The sequence below is a fragment of the Pseudomonas sp. PDM22 genome (assembly GCF_014851965.1).
In the GTDB taxonomy this organism is placed as follows: Bacteria; Pseudomonadota; Gammaproteobacteria; order Pseudomonadales; family Pseudomonadaceae; genus Pseudomonas.
Genome location: NZ_JACVAR010000004.1, coordinates 18,787 through 36,055, shown reverse-complemented (window position 1 = coordinate 36,055; position 17,269 = coordinate 18,787). Strand labels below are relative to the sequence as shown.

At 66.2% G+C, this 17,269-nt stretch carries 19 protein-coding genes; 12 read left to right on the top strand and 7 right to left on the bottom strand.

Annotated elements, in window-relative coordinates; all coding sequences use genetic code 11:
* Position 1 precedes the first annotated feature (1 nt).
* Both argB and IB255_RS15170 read left to right on the top strand, forming a co-directional pair.
* On the top strand, positions 2-907 hold the full coding sequence (gene argB / locus IB255_RS15175; protein ID WP_024762065.1) for an acetylglutamate kinase: 906 nt from the start codon (positions 2-4) through the stop codon (positions 905-907).
* Positions 908-966: 59 nt separating this feature from the next.
* Complete coding sequence (locus IB255_RS15170; RefSeq protein WP_081515154.1) at positions 967-1,413, top strand: acyl-CoA thioesterase; 447 nt, start codon at positions 967-969, stop codon at positions 1,411-1,413.
* Between the two features lie 18 nt (positions 1,414-1,431).
* Here the strand turns inward: IB255_RS15170 and IB255_RS15165 are convergent, their stop codons facing one another.
* Together IB255_RS15165 and pyrE are read right to left on the bottom strand one after the other, a co-directional pair.
* Positions 1,432-2,052, bottom strand: a complete 621-nt coding sequence (locus IB255_RS15165) for a DUF4124 domain-containing protein (RefSeq protein WP_081515153.1) — start codon at positions 2,050-2,052, stop codon at positions 1,432-1,434.
* 20 nt (positions 2,053-2,072) lie between these two features.
* Positions 2,073-2,714, bottom strand: coding sequence for an orotate phosphoribosyltransferase (pyrE, locus tag IB255_RS15160; RefSeq protein WP_081515152.1), 642 nt, complete (start codon positions 2,712-2,714; stop codon positions 2,073-2,075).
* An 81-nt stretch (positions 2,715-2,795) separates the two neighbouring features.
* Here pyrE and IB255_RS15155 point away from each other — a divergent pair, with 81 nt between their 5' ends.
* Positions 2,796-3,575: an exodeoxyribonuclease III gene (locus IB255_RS15155; protein WP_045217700.1), complete on the top strand. Its 780-nt coding sequence runs from the start codon at positions 2,796-2,798 to the stop codon at positions 3,573-3,575.
* A 73-nt stretch (positions 3,576-3,648) separates the two neighbouring features.
* On the opposite strand, the gene IB255_RS15150 is transcribed toward IB255_RS15155, so the two are convergent.
* The gene (locus IB255_RS15150; RefSeq protein WP_045217702.1) at positions 3,649-4,020 is read right to left on the bottom strand and encodes a DUF4870 domain-containing protein; all 372 of its coding nucleotides are present in this window, start codon (positions 4,018-4,020) and stop codon (positions 3,649-3,651) included.
* Positions 4,021-4,069: 49 nt separating this feature from the next.
* Complete coding sequence (gene rph / locus IB255_RS15145) at positions 4,070-4,789, bottom strand: ribonuclease PH (protein WP_015479557.1); 720 nt, start codon at positions 4,787-4,789, stop codon at positions 4,070-4,072.
* A 166-nt stretch (positions 4,790-4,955) separates the two neighbouring features.
* Here rph and IB255_RS15140 point away from each other — a divergent pair, with 166 nt between their 5' ends.
* The 6 genes from IB255_RS15140 to IB255_RS15115 all read left to right on the top strand — a co-directional run bounded on the left by IB255_RS15140 (position 4,956) and on the right by IB255_RS15115 (position 10,216).
* Positions 4,956-5,819 carry a YicC/YloC family endoribonuclease gene (locus IB255_RS15140; protein ID WP_081515151.1) on the top strand — a complete coding sequence of 288 codons (864 nt, stop codon included), beginning with the start codon at positions 4,956-4,958 and terminating at the stop codon, positions 5,817-5,819.
* Positions 5,820-5,871: 52 nt separating this feature from the next.
* The gene (gene gmk / locus IB255_RS15135; protein WP_045217706.1) at positions 5,872-6,483 is read left to right on the top strand and encodes a guanylate kinase; all 612 of its coding nucleotides are present in this window, start codon (positions 5,872-5,874) and stop codon (positions 6,481-6,483) included.
* 99 nt (positions 6,484-6,582) lie between these two features.
* Positions 6,583-6,849, top strand: a complete 267-nt coding sequence (gene rpoZ, locus IB255_RS15130; protein WP_045217709.1) for a DNA-directed RNA polymerase subunit omega — start codon at positions 6,583-6,585, stop codon at positions 6,847-6,849.
* A gap of 60 nt (positions 6,850-6,909) precedes the next feature.
* Positions 6,910-9,018, top strand: coding sequence for a bifunctional GTP diphosphokinase/guanosine-3',5'-bis pyrophosphate 3'-pyrophosphohydrolase (gene spoT, locus IB255_RS15125; RefSeq protein WP_151188729.1), 2,109 nt, complete (start codon positions 6,910-6,912; stop codon positions 9,016-9,018).
* 22 nt (positions 9,019-9,040) lie between these two features.
* Positions 9,041-9,421 carry a RidA family protein gene (locus tag IB255_RS15120; RefSeq protein WP_017520704.1) on the top strand — a complete coding sequence of 127 codons (381 nt, stop codon included), beginning with the start codon at positions 9,041-9,043 and terminating at the stop codon, positions 9,419-9,421.
* Between the two features lie 60 nt (positions 9,422-9,481).
* On the top strand, positions 9,482-10,216 hold the full coding sequence (locus tag IB255_RS15115) for a hypothetical protein (RefSeq protein ID WP_081515149.1): 735 nt from the start codon (positions 9,482-9,484) through the stop codon (positions 10,214-10,216).
* 33 nt (positions 10,217-10,249) lie between these two features.
* Here the strand turns inward: IB255_RS15115 and IB255_RS15110 are convergent, their stop codons facing one another.
* The 3 genes from IB255_RS15110 to IB255_RS15100 form a co-directional block, all read right to left on the bottom strand.
* Positions 10,250-10,873, bottom strand: coding sequence for a LysE family translocator (locus IB255_RS15110; protein ID WP_151188730.1), 624 nt, complete (start codon positions 10,871-10,873; stop codon positions 10,250-10,252).
* 67 nt (positions 10,874-10,940) lie between these two features.
* Positions 10,941-11,741, bottom strand: coding sequence for a helix-turn-helix transcriptional regulator (locus IB255_RS15105; protein ID WP_151188731.1), 801 nt, complete (start codon positions 11,739-11,741; stop codon positions 10,941-10,943).
* Positions 11,742-11,750: 9 nt separating this feature from the next.
* Positions 11,751-12,620 carry an NAD-dependent epimerase/dehydratase family protein gene (locus IB255_RS15100; RefSeq protein ID WP_192210537.1) on the bottom strand — a complete coding sequence of 290 codons (870 nt, stop codon included), beginning with the start codon at positions 12,618-12,620 and terminating at the stop codon, positions 11,751-11,753.
* 95 nt (positions 12,621-12,715) lie between these two features.
* Here IB255_RS15100 and IB255_RS15095 point away from each other — a divergent pair, with 95 nt between their 5' ends.
* The 3 genes from IB255_RS15095 to IB255_RS15085 all read left to right on the top strand — a co-directional run bounded on the left by IB255_RS15095 (position 12,716) and on the right by IB255_RS15085 (position 17,218).
* A complete protein-coding gene (locus IB255_RS15095) occupies positions 12,716-13,648 on the top strand; it encodes a hydrogen peroxide-inducible genes activator (RefSeq protein WP_081515145.1) in 933 nt (310 codons plus the stop codon).
* Entirely contained in the window at positions 13,645-15,720 is a 2,076-nt protein-coding gene (gene recG, locus IB255_RS15090) for an ATP-dependent DNA helicase RecG (RefSeq protein WP_151188733.1), read from the top strand. Before IB255_RS15095 ends, recG begins: the two co-directional genes overlap by 4 nt.
* 91 nt (positions 15,721-15,811) lie before the next feature.
* Complete coding sequence (locus tag IB255_RS15085; protein WP_151188734.1) at positions 15,812-17,218, top strand: aminoacyl-tRNA deacylase and HDOD domain-containing protein; 1,407 nt, start codon at positions 15,812-15,814, stop codon at positions 17,216-17,218.
* Positions 17,219-17,269: the final 51 nt, after the last annotated feature.

The window sequence follows — 17,269 nt, the reverse complement described above, 5'->3', positions numbered from 1 at the left end:
CATGACCCAGAGCCGCGATGACGCCGCCCAGGTTGCCCGCGTCCTTGCCGAAGCCCTGCCCTACATCCGCCGTTTCGTCGGCAAGACGCTGGTGATCAAGTACGGCGGCAACGCCATGGAAACGGACGAGCTGAAGAACAGCTTCGCCCGCGACGTGGTGCTGATGAAGGCCGTCGGCATCAACCCGGTGGTGGTCCATGGTGGTGGTCCGCAGATCGGCGACCTGCTCAGCCGTCTGTCGATCGAGAGCCACTTCATCGATGGCATGCGCGTCACCGACGCGCAGACCATGGACGTGGTGGAGATGGTCCTCGGCGGCCAGGTCAACAAGGACATCGTCAACCTGATCAACCGTCATGGCGGCAGCGCCATCGGCCTGACCGGGAAGGACGCCGAGCTGATCCGCGCGAAGAAGCTCACCGTCACCCGCCAGACGCCGGAGATGACCAAGCCGGAAATCATCGACATCGGTCACGTGGGCGAAGTCACCGGGGTCAACGTCGACCTGCTGAACATGCTGGTGCAGGGTGACTTCATCCCGGTCATCGCACCGATCGGGGTGGGCGCCAACGGCGAGTCCTACAACATCAACGCCGACCTCGTGGCCGGCAAGGTGGCCGAGGCGCTGAAGGCCGAGAAGCTGATGCTGCTCACCAACATCGCCGGCCTGATGGACAAGCAGGGCCAGGTCCTCACCGGCCTGACCACCGAGCAGGTCAACGAGCTGATCGCCGACGGCACCATCTACGGCGGCATGCTGCCGAAGATCCGCTGCGCCCTCGAAGCGGTGCAGGGCGGCGTGACCAGCGCGCACATCATCGATGGCCGCGTGCCCAACGCCGTGCTGCTGGAGATCTTCACCGACAGCGGTGTCGGCACCCTGATCACCAATCGCAAGCAGCGCTGATCGAAAATGACACCCGCCTGGAGCGATCCACGCGGGTGTCTTTCCGTCTGGAGTCTGGAATGACCGCATCCCCCGTATCCCGCAACGACTTCAGCTTCTTCCACGACCTGCGCGTGCGCTGGTCGGAGGTGGACCCGCAGGGAATCGTCTTCAACGGCAACTACCTGACCTATGCCGATGTCGCCACCACCGAGTACTACCGCCACCTGGGCGTAAGCTACCCGGCTGACCTGCTGCGCGGCGGCGGCGATCTGTTCGCGGTGAAGACCACCCTGGAATACCTGGCGCCCGCGCGCTTCGACGACTGGCTGGAAATGGGCGTGCGCGTCAGTCGGCTGGGCCGCAGCAGCCTGACCTTCCAGGTGTCGATCTGGTGTGATGAAACCCTGCTGACGCTGGGGGAGCTGATCTACGCCTATGCCGGCGAAGACCGGACAAGCCAGCCCTTGCCGGACTGGCTGCGCGGGAAGATCAACGAATTCGAGCGCGTCTCGCCGCAACAGTAAGCGCGGCGAGCGTCTGCCTCAGTTACCGCCGGAAATCTGGGCGAATCGCGCCCGGTCGGAGGCGAAGCTGCTCTGCGCCTGGGTGCGCAGCTGCTGATAGCGGGCGATGTCCTGCTGCAGGCGTTGCTCATCGCTGCGCAGGTTACTCAGTTGCGCGACCAGGTCATCCGGCACTGGGCGCCCGGCGCGTTCCTGATCGGCAGCGCGGGCCTGCAGGTTGGCCTGCTGCGTTTTCAGTGACTGCAGGTTGCCCTTGGCCACGCTGGCCAGCCCGTCGAGCTCAGCCAGCTTGCGGTCGCGGGCACGGTCGACGTCCTCCACGCTGGTGTACATGCGCATCAGTTGCTGGTCGGAACTGGCACGCGCGGCGTCCGCCTTGCGCTGCTCGATCTCGGCGGCGGTCGGTGCCGGCGGCACCTCACGGATCACCCGGCCCTGGTCGTTAAGCACCTGGTAGCCCTTGCCGATGTACTCCGGCGGGACGCCCAGGCGGTCGATGACGGTGATGCCCTTGTCATTGACGTAGCGGTACAGCTCGACCTGGCTGGTCGGTTGGCCGGCAGCTGCCGCCTGGCCTGCGAGCATGGCCCCCAGAAGCCCCATCAACACCCTGTAGCGGTAAGCACCCTGCTTGGCCATGCCCGACACCCTTGTTCCGGTTAGATACCGTACTGCGCCCGATAGGCCTCGACGGCCGCGAGATGCTGCTTGAGCTGCCCGTCACCGGCCAGATACTCCAGCACCTGCTCCAGCGAGACAATGCTTACGACCGGGATCGAGAAGTCCCGTTCAACTTCCTGGATCGCTGACAGCTCACCCTTGCCGCGCTCCTGGCGGTTCAGCGCGATCAGTACGCCGGCGGCCTGGGCCCCCTGCGCGTCGATGATCTGCATGACTTCGCGGATCGCGGTGCCGGCGGTGATCACGTCATCGATGATCAGCGCGCGACCGGCCAGCGGTGCGCCGACCAGCGTGCCACCTTCGCCGTGGTCCTTGGCTTCCTTGCGGTTGAAGCACCAGGGCAGGTCGAGGCCGTGCTGTTCCGCCAGCGCAATGGCTGTAGCGGCCGCCAGCGGAATTCCTTTATAGGCCGGGCCGAACAACACGTCGAAAGGTATGCCGCTGTCGACCACCGCGCTGGCGTAGAAACGACCCAGCTGGGACAGCGCAACGCCTGAGTTGAACAGGCCCGCATTGAAGAAGTACGGACTGGTGCGCCCGGACTTAAGGGTGAATTCGCCGAAACGAAGAACGCCGCGCTCGATGGCGAAGCGGATGAAATCGCGCTGATATGGCTGCATGGGTAAGAACCGGCCGGTATGAATTTAGCTAAACCGTTTGAGCTCGGGTATCATACACACACGTGATTTTGGGGGCCATTTATGCGGATCATCAGTGTGAACGTGAATGGTATTCAGGCTGCAGCCGAGCGTGGTTTGCTCAGTTGGCTGCAAGCCCAGAATGCCGACGTGATCTGCTTGCAGGATACCCGCGCCTCCGCTTTCGATCTGGATGACCCGTCCTACCAACTGGATGGCTACTTCCTGTACGCCTGCGATGCCGAAGTGCCCAGTCAGGGCGGCGTCGCAATCTATAGTCGTCTGCAACCCAAGGCTGTCATAAGCGGCCTGGGTTTCGAGATGGCCGATCGTTACGGGCGCTACCTGCAAGCCGATTTCGATAAGGTGAGTATCGCCACTCTCCTGCTGCCTACCGGGCAGGAAGGGGATGAGAACCTGAACCACAAGTTCAAGTTCATGGACGATTTCGCCCAGTACATGAACAAGCAGCGCCGCAAGCGCCGCGAATACATCTATTGCGGCTCGCTGTACGTCGCGCACCAGAAGCTGGACGTGAAGAACTGGCGCGAATGCCAGCAATCGCCGGGCTTCATGGCGCCGGAGCGTGGCTGGATGGATGAGATCTTCGGCACCATGGGCTACGTCGACGCCCTGCGCGAGGTCAATCGCGAAGGCGACCAGTACAGCTGGTGGCCGGACAGCGAACAGGCCGATCTGCTCAACCTGGGCTGGCGCTTCGACTATCAGATCCTCACGCCGGGTCTGCGCCGCTTCGTGCGCAGCGCGAAGCTGCCGCGCCAGCCGCGCTTCTCCCAGCATGCGCCGCTGATCGTCGATTACGACTGGACCCTGAGCATCTGAGTCCTGTCGCACCGCCGCGAGGCGGACAGAAAAAAGCCGGCTTCGCGCCGGCTTTTTCGCGTCTGGAGCGCGCTTACTTGAGCGGACGCCAGGTGAAGGGATAGCGGTAATCCAGCCCTTCATTGGCCTTGATCCCGGCAATGATGGTCAGCACCAGTGCGCCGATGCTCACCAGGCCCAGCAGGAAGAAGCCGATCACCACCAGCATCAGCAGGCAGCTGACCACCACCGCGAGGCTCACGGTGATCTGGAAGTTCAGCGCTTCCTTGCCCTGACGGTCCACGAACGGGTCCGATTCACGCTTGATCTGCCAGACGATCAGCGGCCCGAGCAGGTTGCCGAAGGGGAAAATGAAGCCAAGGAAGGCGGCAAAGTGGCAGAACATCGCCCACTGACGGGCTTCCTGGCTCGGCTGAACCTGCTGTACCGGTACTTCGTCGCTCATCCTTTCGCTCCTTGCACTTGAAGATCGGGCGGGCTGGCCGCCCGCCGGGTCAGTCTGCCAGCGCGGCGCGCTGCAGTTCGAACAGCTCGCGCAGGCCCTGCTGCGCCAGTTCCAGCATGGCATTGAGCTCGGCCGGCTGGAAGGGGGCGCCCTCGGCGGTGCCCTGGACTTCGATGAAGCCACCGGCATCGGTCATGACCACGTTCAGGTCGGTCTCGGCGGCGGAGTCTTCCAGGTAGTCCAGGTCCAGCACCGGCTCGCCCTGGTACATGCCCACGGAAACCGCGGCGACCATCTGCTTGAGCGGGTTGCCCTTGAGTGCGCCACGCTTCTTCAGCACGGCCAGGGCGTCGATCAGCGCCACGGTGGCGCCGGTGATCGAAGCGGTGCGGGTGCCGCCGTCGGCCTGGATCACATCGCAGTCGATGTACAGGGTGTTCTCGCCGAGCTTGGACAGGTCCAGCGCGGCACGCAGGGAGCGGCCGATCAGGCGCTGGATTTCCAGGGTGCGACCACCCTGCTTGCCGCGCGCGGCCTCACGCTGGTTACGCTCGCCGGTGGAACGCGGCAGCATGCCGTATTCGGCGGTCAGCCAGCCCTGGCCCTGGCCCTTGAGGAAGCGCGGCACACCGGATTCGGCGCTGACGGTGCAGATCACCTTGGTGTCGCCGAACTCGACCAGCACGGAGCCCTCGGCGTGCTTGGTGTAATGGCGGGTGATACGGATCGGGCGCAGTTGGTCGGCGGCGCGGCCACTGGGACGGTTCATGGAGGCATCCTGTACAGATTACTGGCGGGGGAATGTCCGCCATTATAGAGGCCAGCGGACGGGCGCAACCACCGCCGGCGTGCTGCGGCGCGCTACGCTGGGGTACAATTACCGGTTTCCGACGACCTGTCGGCCGTTTTCCCAGCCCATTCAGAGAGGTGACTCCATGGTCCACAGCATGACCGCCTTCGCCCGCGTCGAGCGCGCCAGCACCCATGGAACCCTGAGCTGGGAGCTGCGCTCGGTCAACCACCGCTACCTCGAGCCCAACCTGCGCCTGCCCGAAGCCTTCCGCGACCTCGAAGGCGCGGTGCGCGAGGCGCTGCGCCAGGGCCTGTCGCGCGGCAAGGTGGAATGCACCCTGCGCTTCAACGAGGAAAACGCCGGCAAGGCGCTGCAGGTCGACCGCGAGCGCGCCGCGCAACTGGTCGCCGCCGCCGAGACCGTCGCCGACCTGATCAAGAACCCCGCCCCGCTCGATCCGCTGGCCGTGCTGGCCTGGCCCGGCGTGCTGGTGGGCGATGCCGCCGATCCGCAGGCGCTCAACGCCAGCGCGCTGGCCGCTTTCACCCAGGCCCTGGATGAACTCAAGGCCGGCCGCGCCCGCGAAGGTGCCGAGCTTTCGAAGATTATCGACGAGCGCCTGACAGCCATGCAGGAAGACGTGGCCAACCTGCGCCAGCTGGTCCCGGAAATGCTCGCCAACCAGCGCCAGAAGGTGCTCGACCGCTTCACCGAGATGAAAGCCGAGCTCGACCCGCAGCGCCTGGAACAGGAAATGGTCCTGCTGGCGCAGAAGAGCGACGTTGCCGAGGAGCTGGATCGCCTCACCACCCACGTCACCGAAGTACGCCGCGTGCTCAAGGCGGGCGGCGCCGCCGGCCGGCGCCTGGACTTCCTGATGCAGGAACTCAACCGCGAGGCCAACACGCTGGGCTCGAAGGCATTCGACCCGCGCTCCACCCAGGCCGCGGTCAACCTCAAGGTCCTGATCGAGCAGATGCGCGAACAGGTCCAGAATATCGAGTAAGCCGGACGCATCCGGCTTCAACCACAGTCAACCGCAACTCCAGGAAAGCGCCATGTCCGGCACCCTCTACATCGTTTCCGCCCCGTCCGGCGCCGGCAAGACCAGCCTGGTCAAGGCCCTGCTCGACGCCATGCCCAGCGTGCGCGTCTCCGTCTCCCACACCACCCGCGGCATGCGCCCGGGCGAAGTGGACGGGGTGAACTACCACTTCGTCGGCCACGACACCTTCCGCGCCATGCTCGAGCGCAACGAATTCCTCGAGCACGCGCAGGTCTTCGACAACCTCTACGGCACCTCTCAGCGCTGGGTCGAGAAGACCCTCGCCGAAGGCAACGACCTGATCCTGGAGATCGACTGGCAGGGCGCGCAGCAGGTACGCCGGCTGATGCCCCAGGCGCAGTCGATCTTCATCCTGCCGCCGACCCAGGAAGCCCTGCGCCAGCGCCTGACCAACCGCGGCCAGGACAGCGACGAGGTGATCGAGCGGCGCATGCAGGAAGCCGTCAGCGAAATGAGCCACTATGTGGAATACGATCACCTGGTGATCAACGACGATTTCGCCCACGCGCTGGAAGACCTCAAGGCGATCTTCCGCGCCCGCCAGCTCCGTCAGGATGCCCAGCAGCAGCGTCACACCGAGCTGCTGCAACGCCTGTTGGCCTGAAGTCGCCGAGAGAAGGCACTTCCATAAAGATTGGCGATTTTTTAGACTATCCAGTCCGCCCGGCATTTTCCGGGCCTACATTTCAGTACGAGGAACACCATGGCCCGCGTCACCGTTGAAGACTGCCTGGACAACGTCGATAACCGTTTCGAGCTGGTCATGCTCGCCACCAAGCGTTCGCGTCAGCTGGCCACCGGCGGCAAAGAGCCGAAGGTACCGTGGGAAAACGACAAGCCCACCGTCGTCGCCCTGCGCGAAATCGCTTCCGGCCTGATCGACAACGAAATCGTTCTGCTGGAGGACGTGGTTGAAGAAGAACCGCTGTTCGCTGCCTTCGAAGACGAGGCCAACAACGAGGCCCTGTAAGTCTATGTCCGGCCGACGAATCGGTGCACTGCGACGTACCGCTCGGCAGGGGGTGAACCCATGCCGAGCATAGATGCCTTCGCCGATCGTCTGTCGAGCTATCTGGGCCCGGACCAGGTCAACCTGGTCCGCCGCGCCTACTACTACGCCGAGCAGGCCCACGACGGGCAGCGCCGCCGCAGCGGCGAGGCTTACGTCACCCATCCGCTCGCCGTCGCCAATATCCTCGCCGACATGCACATGGACCATCAGAGCCTGATGGCGGCCATGCTGCACGACGTGATCGAGGACACCGGCATCGCCAAGGAAGCGCTCACCGCGCAGTTCGGCGAAACCGTCTCGGAACTCGTGGACGGGGTCAGCAAGCTGACCCAGATGAACTTCGAGTCCAAGGCCGAGGCGCAGGCCGAGAACTTCCAGAAGATGGCCATGGCCATGGCGCGCGACATCCGCGTGATCCTGGTGAAGCTGGCCGACCGCCTGCACAACATGCGCACCCTGGAAGTGCTGTCCGGCGAGAAGCGCCGGCGCATCGCCAAGGAAACCCTGGAAATCTACGCCCCCATCGCCAACCGGCTGGGCATGCACAGCATGCGCGTGGAATTCGAGGACCTGGGCTTCAAGGCCATGCACCCGATGCGCTCCGAGCGCATCCGCCAGGCGGTGAAGAAGGCCCGTGGCAACCGCCGCGAGATCGTCGGCAAGATCCAGGAATCGCTGGTCAACTGCCTCGCCCGCGAAAGCATGGAAGGCCAGGTCCTGGGCCGCGAGAAGCACCTGTTCAGCATCTACAAGAAGATGCGCGGCAAGCGCAAGGCGTTCAACGAGATCATGGACGTCTACGCCTTCCGCATCGTGGTCGACAAGGTCGACACCTGCTACCGCGTGCTCGGCGCCGTGCACAACCTGTACAAGCCGTTCCCCGGTCGCTTCAAGGACTACATCGCGATTCCCAAGGCCAACGGCTACCAGTCGTTGCACACCACGCTGTTCGGCATGCACGGCGTGCCCATCGAGATCCAGATCCGCACCCGTGAGATGGAAGAGATGGCCAACCACGGCATCGCCGCGCACTGGCTGTACAAGTCCAGCGAAGAGGAAGCGCAGAAAGGCACCCATGCCCGCGCCCGCCAGTGGGTGAAGGGCATCCTCGAACTGCAGCAGCGCGCCGGCAACTCGCTGGAATTCATCGAGAACGTGAAGATCGACCTGTTCCCGGACGAGGTCTACGTCTTCACGCCCAAGGGCCGCATCATGGAGCTGCCCAAGGGCTCCACGGCCGTCGACTTCGCCTACGCGGTGCACACCGACGTCGGCAACAGCTGCATCGCCTGCCGCATCAACCGCCGCCTGGCGCCGCTGTCCGAACCGCTGCAGAGCGGCGCGACGGTGGAAATCGTCACCGCACCGGGTACCCGGCCGAACCCGGCCTGGCTCAACTTCGTGGTCACCGGCAAGGCGCGCACGCACATCCGCCACGCGCTCAAGCTGCAGCGCCGCTCCGAGTCGATCAACCTCGGCGAGCGCCTGCTGAACAAGACGCTGGCCGGCTTCGACAGCCACCTGGAGAAGATCCCTCAGGAACGCATCCAGGGCGTGCTCAACGAATACCGCATGGAAGTCTTCGAGGACCTGCTCGAAGAGATCGGCCTGGGCAACCGCATGGCCTACGTGGTCGCGCGCCGCCTGCTGTCCAGCGAAGGCGAGCAGGCTCCCAGCGCCGAAGGGCCGCTGGCGATCCGCGGTACCGAAGGCCTGGTGCTCAGCTACGCCAAGTGCTGCACGCCGATCCCCGGCGACCCGATCGTCGGCCACCTGTCGGCCGGCAAGGGCATGGTCGTGCACCTGGAGAACTGCCGGAACATCAGCGAAATCCGCCACAATCCGGAAAAGTGCATCCAGCTCAGCTGGGCCAAGGATGTCACCGGCGAATTCAACGTCGAACTGCGCGTCGAGCTGGAACACCAGCGCGGCCTGATCGCCCTGCTGGCGACCAGCGTCAACGCCGCCGACGGCAACATCGAGAAGATCAGCATGGACGAGCGCGACGGTCGCATCAGCGTGGTCCAGCTCGTCGTCAGCGTGCATGACCGTGTGCACCTGGCCCGCGTCATCAAGAAGCTGCGCGCGCTCAAGGGCGTGATCCGCATCACCCGCATGCGCAGCTGATCCCACCCCGTTAGGAGTCGACATGACCAAGACCGTTATCCACACCGACAAAGCCCCGGCCGCCATCGGCACCTACTCCCAGGCGATCAAGGCTGGCAACACCGTCTATGTCTCCGGCCAGATCCCGCTGGACCCGAAAACCATGGAACTGGTCGAGGGCTTCGAAGAGCAGACCGTCCAGGTGTTCGAGAACCTGAAAGCCGTCATCGAAGCTTCCGGTGGCTACCTGCACGACGTCGCCAAGCTGAACATCTTCCTCACCGACCTGTCGCACTTCGCCAAGGTCAACGAGATCATGGGCAAGTACTTCGTCCAGCCCTACCCGGCCCGCGCCGCCATCGGCGTTGCCGCCCTGCCCAAGGGCGCCCAGGTCGAGATGGACGCCATCGTCGTCCTGGAATAAGCACTGCGAAACACCTACGGGGCCCCAGCGGCCCCGTTCCTTTGTCTGCAAGGAGCAAACATGCGTCGCGCCCTGATCCTGAGCGCCCTGATCGGCCTGCTCACCGGCTGCGCCGGCACCCCGTCCGACCCTTCCGGCGTCTGGGTCAACCAGGCCGCCATCGATGCCGCCGGCAAGGGTGGCAAGCTGCGCGAGGCGCTGCTGGCCTACGGCCCGAACCTGGAATGGAAGCTGGACACCAAGGCCAGCCAGGCGACCTTCAGCAACGGCTTCGAGCTCGGCGAAGGCCAGCTGAGCGCCGAAGATCCCAAGCACTACCGCGTCGACTTCTACGGCAGCAACCAGGAATCCCTGGAGCTGGACGGCAAGGAGCTGGTGCAGGTGGGCAGCGACAACTGGCCCGAGCAGCGCTTCCTGCGTCCCAAGGAGCAGCCCGCCGCGCAGAGCCCCGCCGGCAGCACCTTCGAGAACGCCCTCTACGCCGCCTACCTGAACGGCACCTGGATCATCGAGGAAGGCGAAGGCAAGGGCAGCAAGGTCAAGTTCGCCGCCAATGGCAGCCTCGAAGGCATGCCCGGCTTCGATCGCTACGCGCTGTGCCTGGCCGGCGACTGCGCGGCCATGAGCGGCGACAACGACAGCATCTGGCTGCAACAGGGCCAGCAGGGCCGCGAATTCCTCTTCGAGCGCGACGGCGACAAGCTGGAGCTGTTCGAAGCGGTGAACCGCGCCCAGTCCGACGAGATGCCGCAGTACGCGCCCGGCAACAAGGTCTGGACCCTGGAGCGCGACTGATCCGCACGAGCGGGCGGGCGCGAATGACAGCCGTCAGCGCAGCCCGCTCCATAGCAGCCAGCCACCCAGCGCCAGCAACAGGCCGCCGCAAAGGCGGTCCAGCGCCGTGACCCGGCGCTTCAGCCAGCCGCGCCAGCGCGGGCGATCCAGCAGGCGCACCAGCGCCATGTCCCATAGCAGCACCACCGCGCCCATCCACAGCACGCAGACTCCCAGTGCCCAGCCCGGCAGGTGGAACTGCCCGAGCACGCCGAACAGCCCGGTGTAGAAGATCGGCAGCTTGGGGTTCAGGCTGCTGGCAAGCAGGCCCTCGCGCATCCCGCGCAGGAATCCTCCGCTGCGCTGCAGCCCCAGATCAGTGGGAATCTCCAGCTCGCGCCGCGCCCTCAACGCCTGCGCGCCGAGCCAGACGAAGTAGACGCCACCCAGCAACTGCACCACCCGCAGCCCGTGGCTGGCCACTTCCGGCAACAGACCGAGAACGAACAGCACCAGCAGCATGCTCGCCAGATTGGCCAGGGCGATGCCCGCCGCGCAGCCATCGGCATGGCGACGACCGCGCAGCAGCGCGGCGCGGATCAGCAGGAAGAAGTCCGGCCCCGGTGACAGCAGGGCGGCGAAGTGGGTGCTGGCGACCAGCGCGAAGGCGGCGAACATGGTGATCTCCCGGATAGCGGCGTCGCGCAGTCTGGAAGCGCCGGGGTTTGCCGGTCTTGGAAGAAAGTCAGGTGCGCGTGGCGCGCAGGAAGCGACCGGGCGTAACGCCGGTGAAGCGGCGGAAGGTGCCAGAGAAGTGCGCCTGGTCGTAGAACCCCAGGGTCAGCGCGACCTCCAGCGGCTTCTCGCCGGCCACCAGCAGGCGCTTGGCCTCGCGGATGCGCCGCTGTAGCAGGTAGGTGTGCGGCGGCACGCCGTAAGCGTTGCGGAAGGCTTCGATCAGGTGGCGCGGATGGCGCTGCAGCAGCTCAGCCAGCGCTTCGAGGCTGACCGCCTCGCGGTAATGCGCTTCCAGGTAGTCGCGCAGCTTGGTAGTGACGCTGCCGTCACGCGACGCCGAGGCAGTCGGGCGCATGCCGCCGTGGCGAACGAACACCAACTCCAGCAGCGCCAGCAGTTCGCTCTCCAGCGCCAGCGCGTCGTTGCGCTCGAACTCCGTGGCGACGCGCCGCAGCGCCTCCGCCACCTGCCCGTCATCGTGCGGATTGAGCGCCTGGAAGCCACGCGGCAACTGCTTGCGGCCCAGCAGCGGGAGCAGGCGCGATTCTTCGATGTAGAGCATGCGATAGACCAGCCGCTCGGACTCGGCATTGCCAGTGTGCGGCTCCTCCGGGTTCATCAGCGACAGGGTGCCGGCCGGCAGCACGTGGTGCGCGCCGCGGCACTGATAACCACCAGCGCCGTGCAGGATGGCGCCGATGGCAAAGGCATCGTGACTGTGCCGCCCGAACGGCTGGCCGGAGAAGTCCGCATGGAACAACTCCACCCCCGGTAACCAGGGGCGCGCCAGCAGTCGATTGGCGTCCATCAGCCCCTTTTAGTCCTGCTTGCCGGCGAGGATCGCCGCGTAGCCTTCGCGGAAGCTCGGGTAGCGCGGCTCCCAGCCCAGCGCGCGGGCGCGGGCGTTGCTGCAGCGCTTGCTGCCGGCGCGGCGCACGGTCTGCTCGTCGGCCCAGTGGGTGACGCCCAGATGCGCGCGCAGCCAGCCGACTACGTCGTGCAGCGCCGCCGGGTCGTTGTCGACGCCGATGTAGCAGTTTTCCAGCGCGACACCGCTGCGGTCGGCTTCCAGCAGCGCGGCGAGCAGGCCGGCGGCGTCCTCGGCGTGGATACGGTTGGCATACAGCGGCGGCTCGCTGGCGACGCGGTAGCCCTCGCGCACCTGCTTGAGCAGCCACTCGCGGCCGGGGCCGTAGATACCGGTGAGACGCACGACACTGGCGGGTATGCCGCTCTGCAGCGCCACCTGCTCGGCCTCGAGCATCACGCTGCCCGAATAACTCTGGGCTTCGGCGGGCGAGGTCTCGTCGATCCATTCGCCATCGCGCTGGGCATAGACGCCGCTGCTGGAGACGAACAGCAGGCGCTTGGGCAGCTGTCCACGCTGCTGCAACCAGCCCAGGGTGTTGCGCAGGCCTTCGACGTAGGCGGCGCGATAGCCGGCTTCATCGTGCTGGGTCGCGGCGGCGCAGAACACCAGGTAGTCCAGCTTGCCCACCGGCCAGGTGTCCGGGCATTGGAGCTGGCCCAGGTCGCCGGCCACCGGCAGCACTTCCAGCGGCAGCGCGGCCACGTTGCGGCGCAGGCCGTGGACGCGCCAGTCGCGGGCGGCCAGTTGGCGTCCCAGGCGGCTGCCGACATCGCCGCAACCGACGATCATCAGGCTGGGGAAGGTGCTCTTGCTCATGCTTGGCTCCGCGAATCAAAGCTCGGCAGTTTAGCGCGGTTGGTTCGCGACGGTGCAGCCGCTATGCTTGGGCCACCTCAACGGACTTAGTCGCCATGACCCTTACCGAACTGCGCTACATCGTCACGCTTGCCCAGGAGCAACACTTCGGCCGCGCCGCGGAGCGCTGCCACGTCAGCCAGCCGACCCTGTCGGTGGGCGTGAAGAAGCTGGAAGACGAGCTCGGCGTACTGATCTTCGAGCGCAGCAAGAGTGCAGTGCGCCTGACCCCGGTCGGCGAAGGCATCGTGGCGCAGGCGCAGAAGGTCCTCGAGCAGGCCCAGGGCATCCGTGAACTGGCCCAGGCCGGCAAGAACCAGCTGACCTCGCCGCTCAAGGTCGGTGCGATCTACACCATCGGCCCGTACCTGTTCCCGCACCTGATCCCGCAGCTGCACCGGGTCGCCCCGCAGATGCCGCTGTACATCGAGGAAAACTTCACCCACATCCTGCGCGACAAGCTGCGCACCGGCGAGCTGGACGCGATCATCATCGCGCTGCCGTTCCAGGAAGCCGACGTGCTGACCCTGCAGCTGTTCGACGAGCCCTTCTACGTGCTGATGCCGGCGGACCACCAATGGACCGCGAAGAAGACCATCGACCCGGAGCTGCTCAACGACAAGAGCCTGCTGCTGCTCGGCGAAGGCCACTGCTTCCGCGACCAGGTGCTCGAAGCCTGCCCGACCACCCACAAGGGCGGCGAAAACAGGCACACCACGGTGGAATCCAGCTCGCTGGAAACCATCCGCCACATGGTAGCCTCCGGCCTTGGCGTGTCGGTGCTGCCGTTCTCCGCCGTGGACAGCCACCACTACGCGCCGGGCGTGCTGGAAGTGCGCCCGTTCAGCGCGCCAGTGCCCTTCCGCACAGTCGCCATCGCCTGGCGCGCGAGCTTCCCGCGCCCGCGCGCCATCGAGGTGCTGGCCGACTCGATCCGCCTGTGCTCGGTCGCCAAGCCGACCGTCAAGGGTGAAGCCGAACCGGCATGACCGATCTGTCGAACGTCCCGGTCACCGCGCTCAAGGGCGTGGGCGCCGCGCTGGAAGAGAAGCTGGCGAAGGTCGGCCTGGAGAATCTCCAGGACATCCTCTTCCACCTGCCGCTGCGCTACCAGGACCGCACCCGCATCACCCCTATCGGCGCCCTGCGTCCGGGGCAGGATGCCGTGGTCGAAGGCGTGGTCTCCGGCTCCGACGTGGTGATGGGCAAGCGGCGCAGCCTGCTGGTGCGCCTGCAGGACGGTACCGGCACCCTGAGCCTGCGCTTCTACCACTTCAGCCAGGCGCAGAAGGAGAACCTCAAGCGCGGCACGCACCTGCGTTGCTACGGTGAGGCTCGCCCCGGCGCTTCGGGGCTGGAGATCTACCACCCCGAATACCGCTCGCTCACCGACGCCGCCGCGGCGCCGGTGGAGCAGACGCTGACGCCGATCTACCCGACCACCGAAGGCCTCACCCAGCAGCGCCTGCGCCAGCTCAGCGAGCAGACTCTGGCGCGCCTGGGCCCGTCGAGCCTGCCGGACTGGCTGCCGGCGGAACTGGCCCGCGACTACCGCCTGGGCCCGCTGGACGAAGCCATCCGCTACCTGCACCGGCCACCGCCGGACGCCGACCTGGAAGAACTCGCCGAAGGCCGCCACTGGGCCCAGCACCGTCTCGCCTTCGAGGAACTGCTGACTCACCAGCTGTCGCTGCAACGCCTGCGCGAGAGCGTGCGTTCCCAGGCCGCGCCGCAGCTGCCGCCGGCCAAGCGCCTGCCGGCGCTGTACCTGAAGAACCTCGGCTTCAAGCCCACTGGCGCGCAGCAGCGCGTCGGCGCGGAGATCGCCTACGACCTCGCCCAGCCCGAACCCATGCTGCGCCTGGTGCAGGGCGACGTCGGCGCCGGCAAGACCGTGGTCGCCGCCCTCGCCGCCCTGCAGGCGCTGGAAGCCGGCTATCAGGTGGCGCTGATGGCGCCGACCGAGATTCTCGCCGAGCAGCACTTCCTCAACTTCACCAAGTGGCTGCAACCGCTGGGCATCGAAGTCGCCTGGCTGGCCGGCAAGCTCAAGGGCAAGGCCCGCGCCAGCGCACTGGAACAGATCGCCGGCGGCGCGCCAATGATCGTCGGCACCCACGCGCTGTTCCAGGACGAAGTGAAGTTCAAGCGCCTGGCCCTGGTGATCATCGACGAACAGCACCGCTTCGGCGTGCAGCAGCGCCTCGCCCTGCGCCAGAAAGGCGTCGATGGCCGGCTCTGCCCGCACCAGCTGATCATGACCGCCACGCCCATTCCGCGGACCCTGGCAATGAGCGCCTACGCCGACCTCGATACTTCGATCCTCGACGAGCTGCCGCCCGGCCGCACCCCGGTAAACACCGTGCTGGTGGCCGACAGCCGCCGAATCGAAGTGATCGAGCGGGTGCGCGCCGCCTGCGCCGAAGGCCGTCAGGCGTATTGGGTGTGCACGCTGATCGAGGAATCCGAAGAACTCACCTGCCAGGCTGCGGAAACCACTTACGAAGAACTCTCCTCGGCGCTGGGCGAACTGCGCGTCGGCCTGATCCACGGGCGCATGAAGCCGGCGGACAAGGCCGTGGTCATGGAAGCCTTCAAGGAAGGCATGCTGCAGTTGCTGGTCGCCACCACGGTGATCGAGGTCGGCGTGGACGTGCCCAACTCCAGCCTGATGATCATCGAGAACCCCGAGCGCCTGGGCCTGGCTCAGTTGCACCAGTTGCGCGGCCGCGTCGGCCGGGGCAGCGCGGCGAGCCACTGCGTGCTGCTCTACCACCCGCCGCTGTCGCAGATCGGCCGCGAGCGCCTGGGGATCATGCGCGAGACCTGCGACGGCTTCGTCATCGCCGAAAAGGACCTGGAGCTGCGCGGCCCCGGCGAAATGCTCGGCACCCGCCAGACGGGCCTGCTGCAATTCAAGGTGGCCGACCTGATGCGCGACGCCGACCTGCTGCCGGCGGTGCGCGATGCCGCCCAGGCCCTGCTGGCACACTGGCCGCAATCGGTCAGCCCGTTGCTGGCACGCTGGCTGAGACACGGGCAGCAATACGGACAAGTGTGATCTATTTCACTTTCATCGGTCAGTTGACTGCTCGGTCACGCTGACTGCGTGGTTATACTCCGACCCAGCCGTTGATAACCGGATCACATTCATGAGCGACGCCGCACGCGCCCCATCCGACTCCTCGCAGGCCCCCGAGGTCATCCTGCAGCTGCTCGCCAAGCTGGGCATACCGTCTCGCGAAGTCTGCGATGTCACTACGCTTGCGGCCTCGCGCCGGGTACAGGCCAGCCTGCTGGAAGATGCCGTCGGCACCCTGCTGGTGCTGTTCCCGCAAAGCCAGCTGCTGGACCTGAACCGCCTGGCCGAACTCACCGGCCGCAAGCTGGTGGCGGTCAAGCCCGATCGCCTGGAGCGCATGCTCGGCAAGCACCAGCTCGGCCGCCTGCCGGCGCTGCCGCCGCTGACCAGCTCGCCGTGCCTGTATGACGAGCGCCTGCTGCAGGAACCCCAGCTGCTGATCGAGTCCGGCGCAGCCGGCACGTTGCTGGAGATTCCCACCGCGTCCTTCCGCAGCCTGCTGGAGAAAGCCAGCGCGGCGCGCTTCGGCGTGACGCTGGAATCGATCCGGCCGAACCTCGACCGCCCGGACGACGACCGCAAGGAAATCACCCAGGCCGTGCAGGCGTTCACCGCCCGCCGCATCCAGCAGCGCCTCGAGGAAACCATCGAGATTCCGCCGCTGCCGGAAACCGCACAAAAGATCATCAAGCTGCGCGTCGACCCCAACGCCACCGTGGACGACATCACCGGCGTGGTGGAGACCGACCCGGCGCTGGCCGCGCAGGTCGTCAGCTGGGCGGCCTCGCCCTACTACGCCGCGCCCGGCAAGATCCGCTCGGTGGAGGACGCCATCGTCCGAGTACTGGGCTTCGACCTGGTGATCAACCTCGCCCTGGGCCTGGCCCTGGGCAAGACCCTGAGCCTGCCCAAGGACCAGCCGCAGCACGCCACGCCCTACTGGCACCAGGCGATCTACACCGCCGCGGTGATCGAGGGCCTGACTCGTGCCGTACCGCGCGCCGAGCGCCCGGAAGCCGGCCTGACCTACCTCGGCGGCCTGCTGCACAGCATCGGCTACCTGGTCCTGGCACACATCTTCCCGCCGCATTTCTCGCTGATCTGCCGGCATCTGGAGGTGAACCCGCACGTCGAGCACAACCTCGTCGAGCAGCACCTGCTGGGCATCACCCGTGAGCAGATCGGCGCCTGGCTGATGCGCACCTGGGACATGCCGGAAGAGATCTACACCGCGCTGCGCTTCCAGCACGACCCGTCCTACGCCGGCGACTGCTCGGCCTACGCCAACCTGGTCTGTCTGGCGACCCGCCTGCTGCGCAACCACGGCATCGGTAGCGGCCCGGAGACCGACATTCCACAGGACCTGCTGGATCGCCTGGACATCCCCCGCGAGAAGGCCGAAGACGCCGTGCGCAAGGTGCTCGACGCCGAAGCGGTGCTGCGCGAGCTGGCCAGCCAGTTCAATCCCGCGCATTGAATGTACCAACGCTGAAGCCGTCGCGATGCAGACATGAAAAAGGCCCCTCGA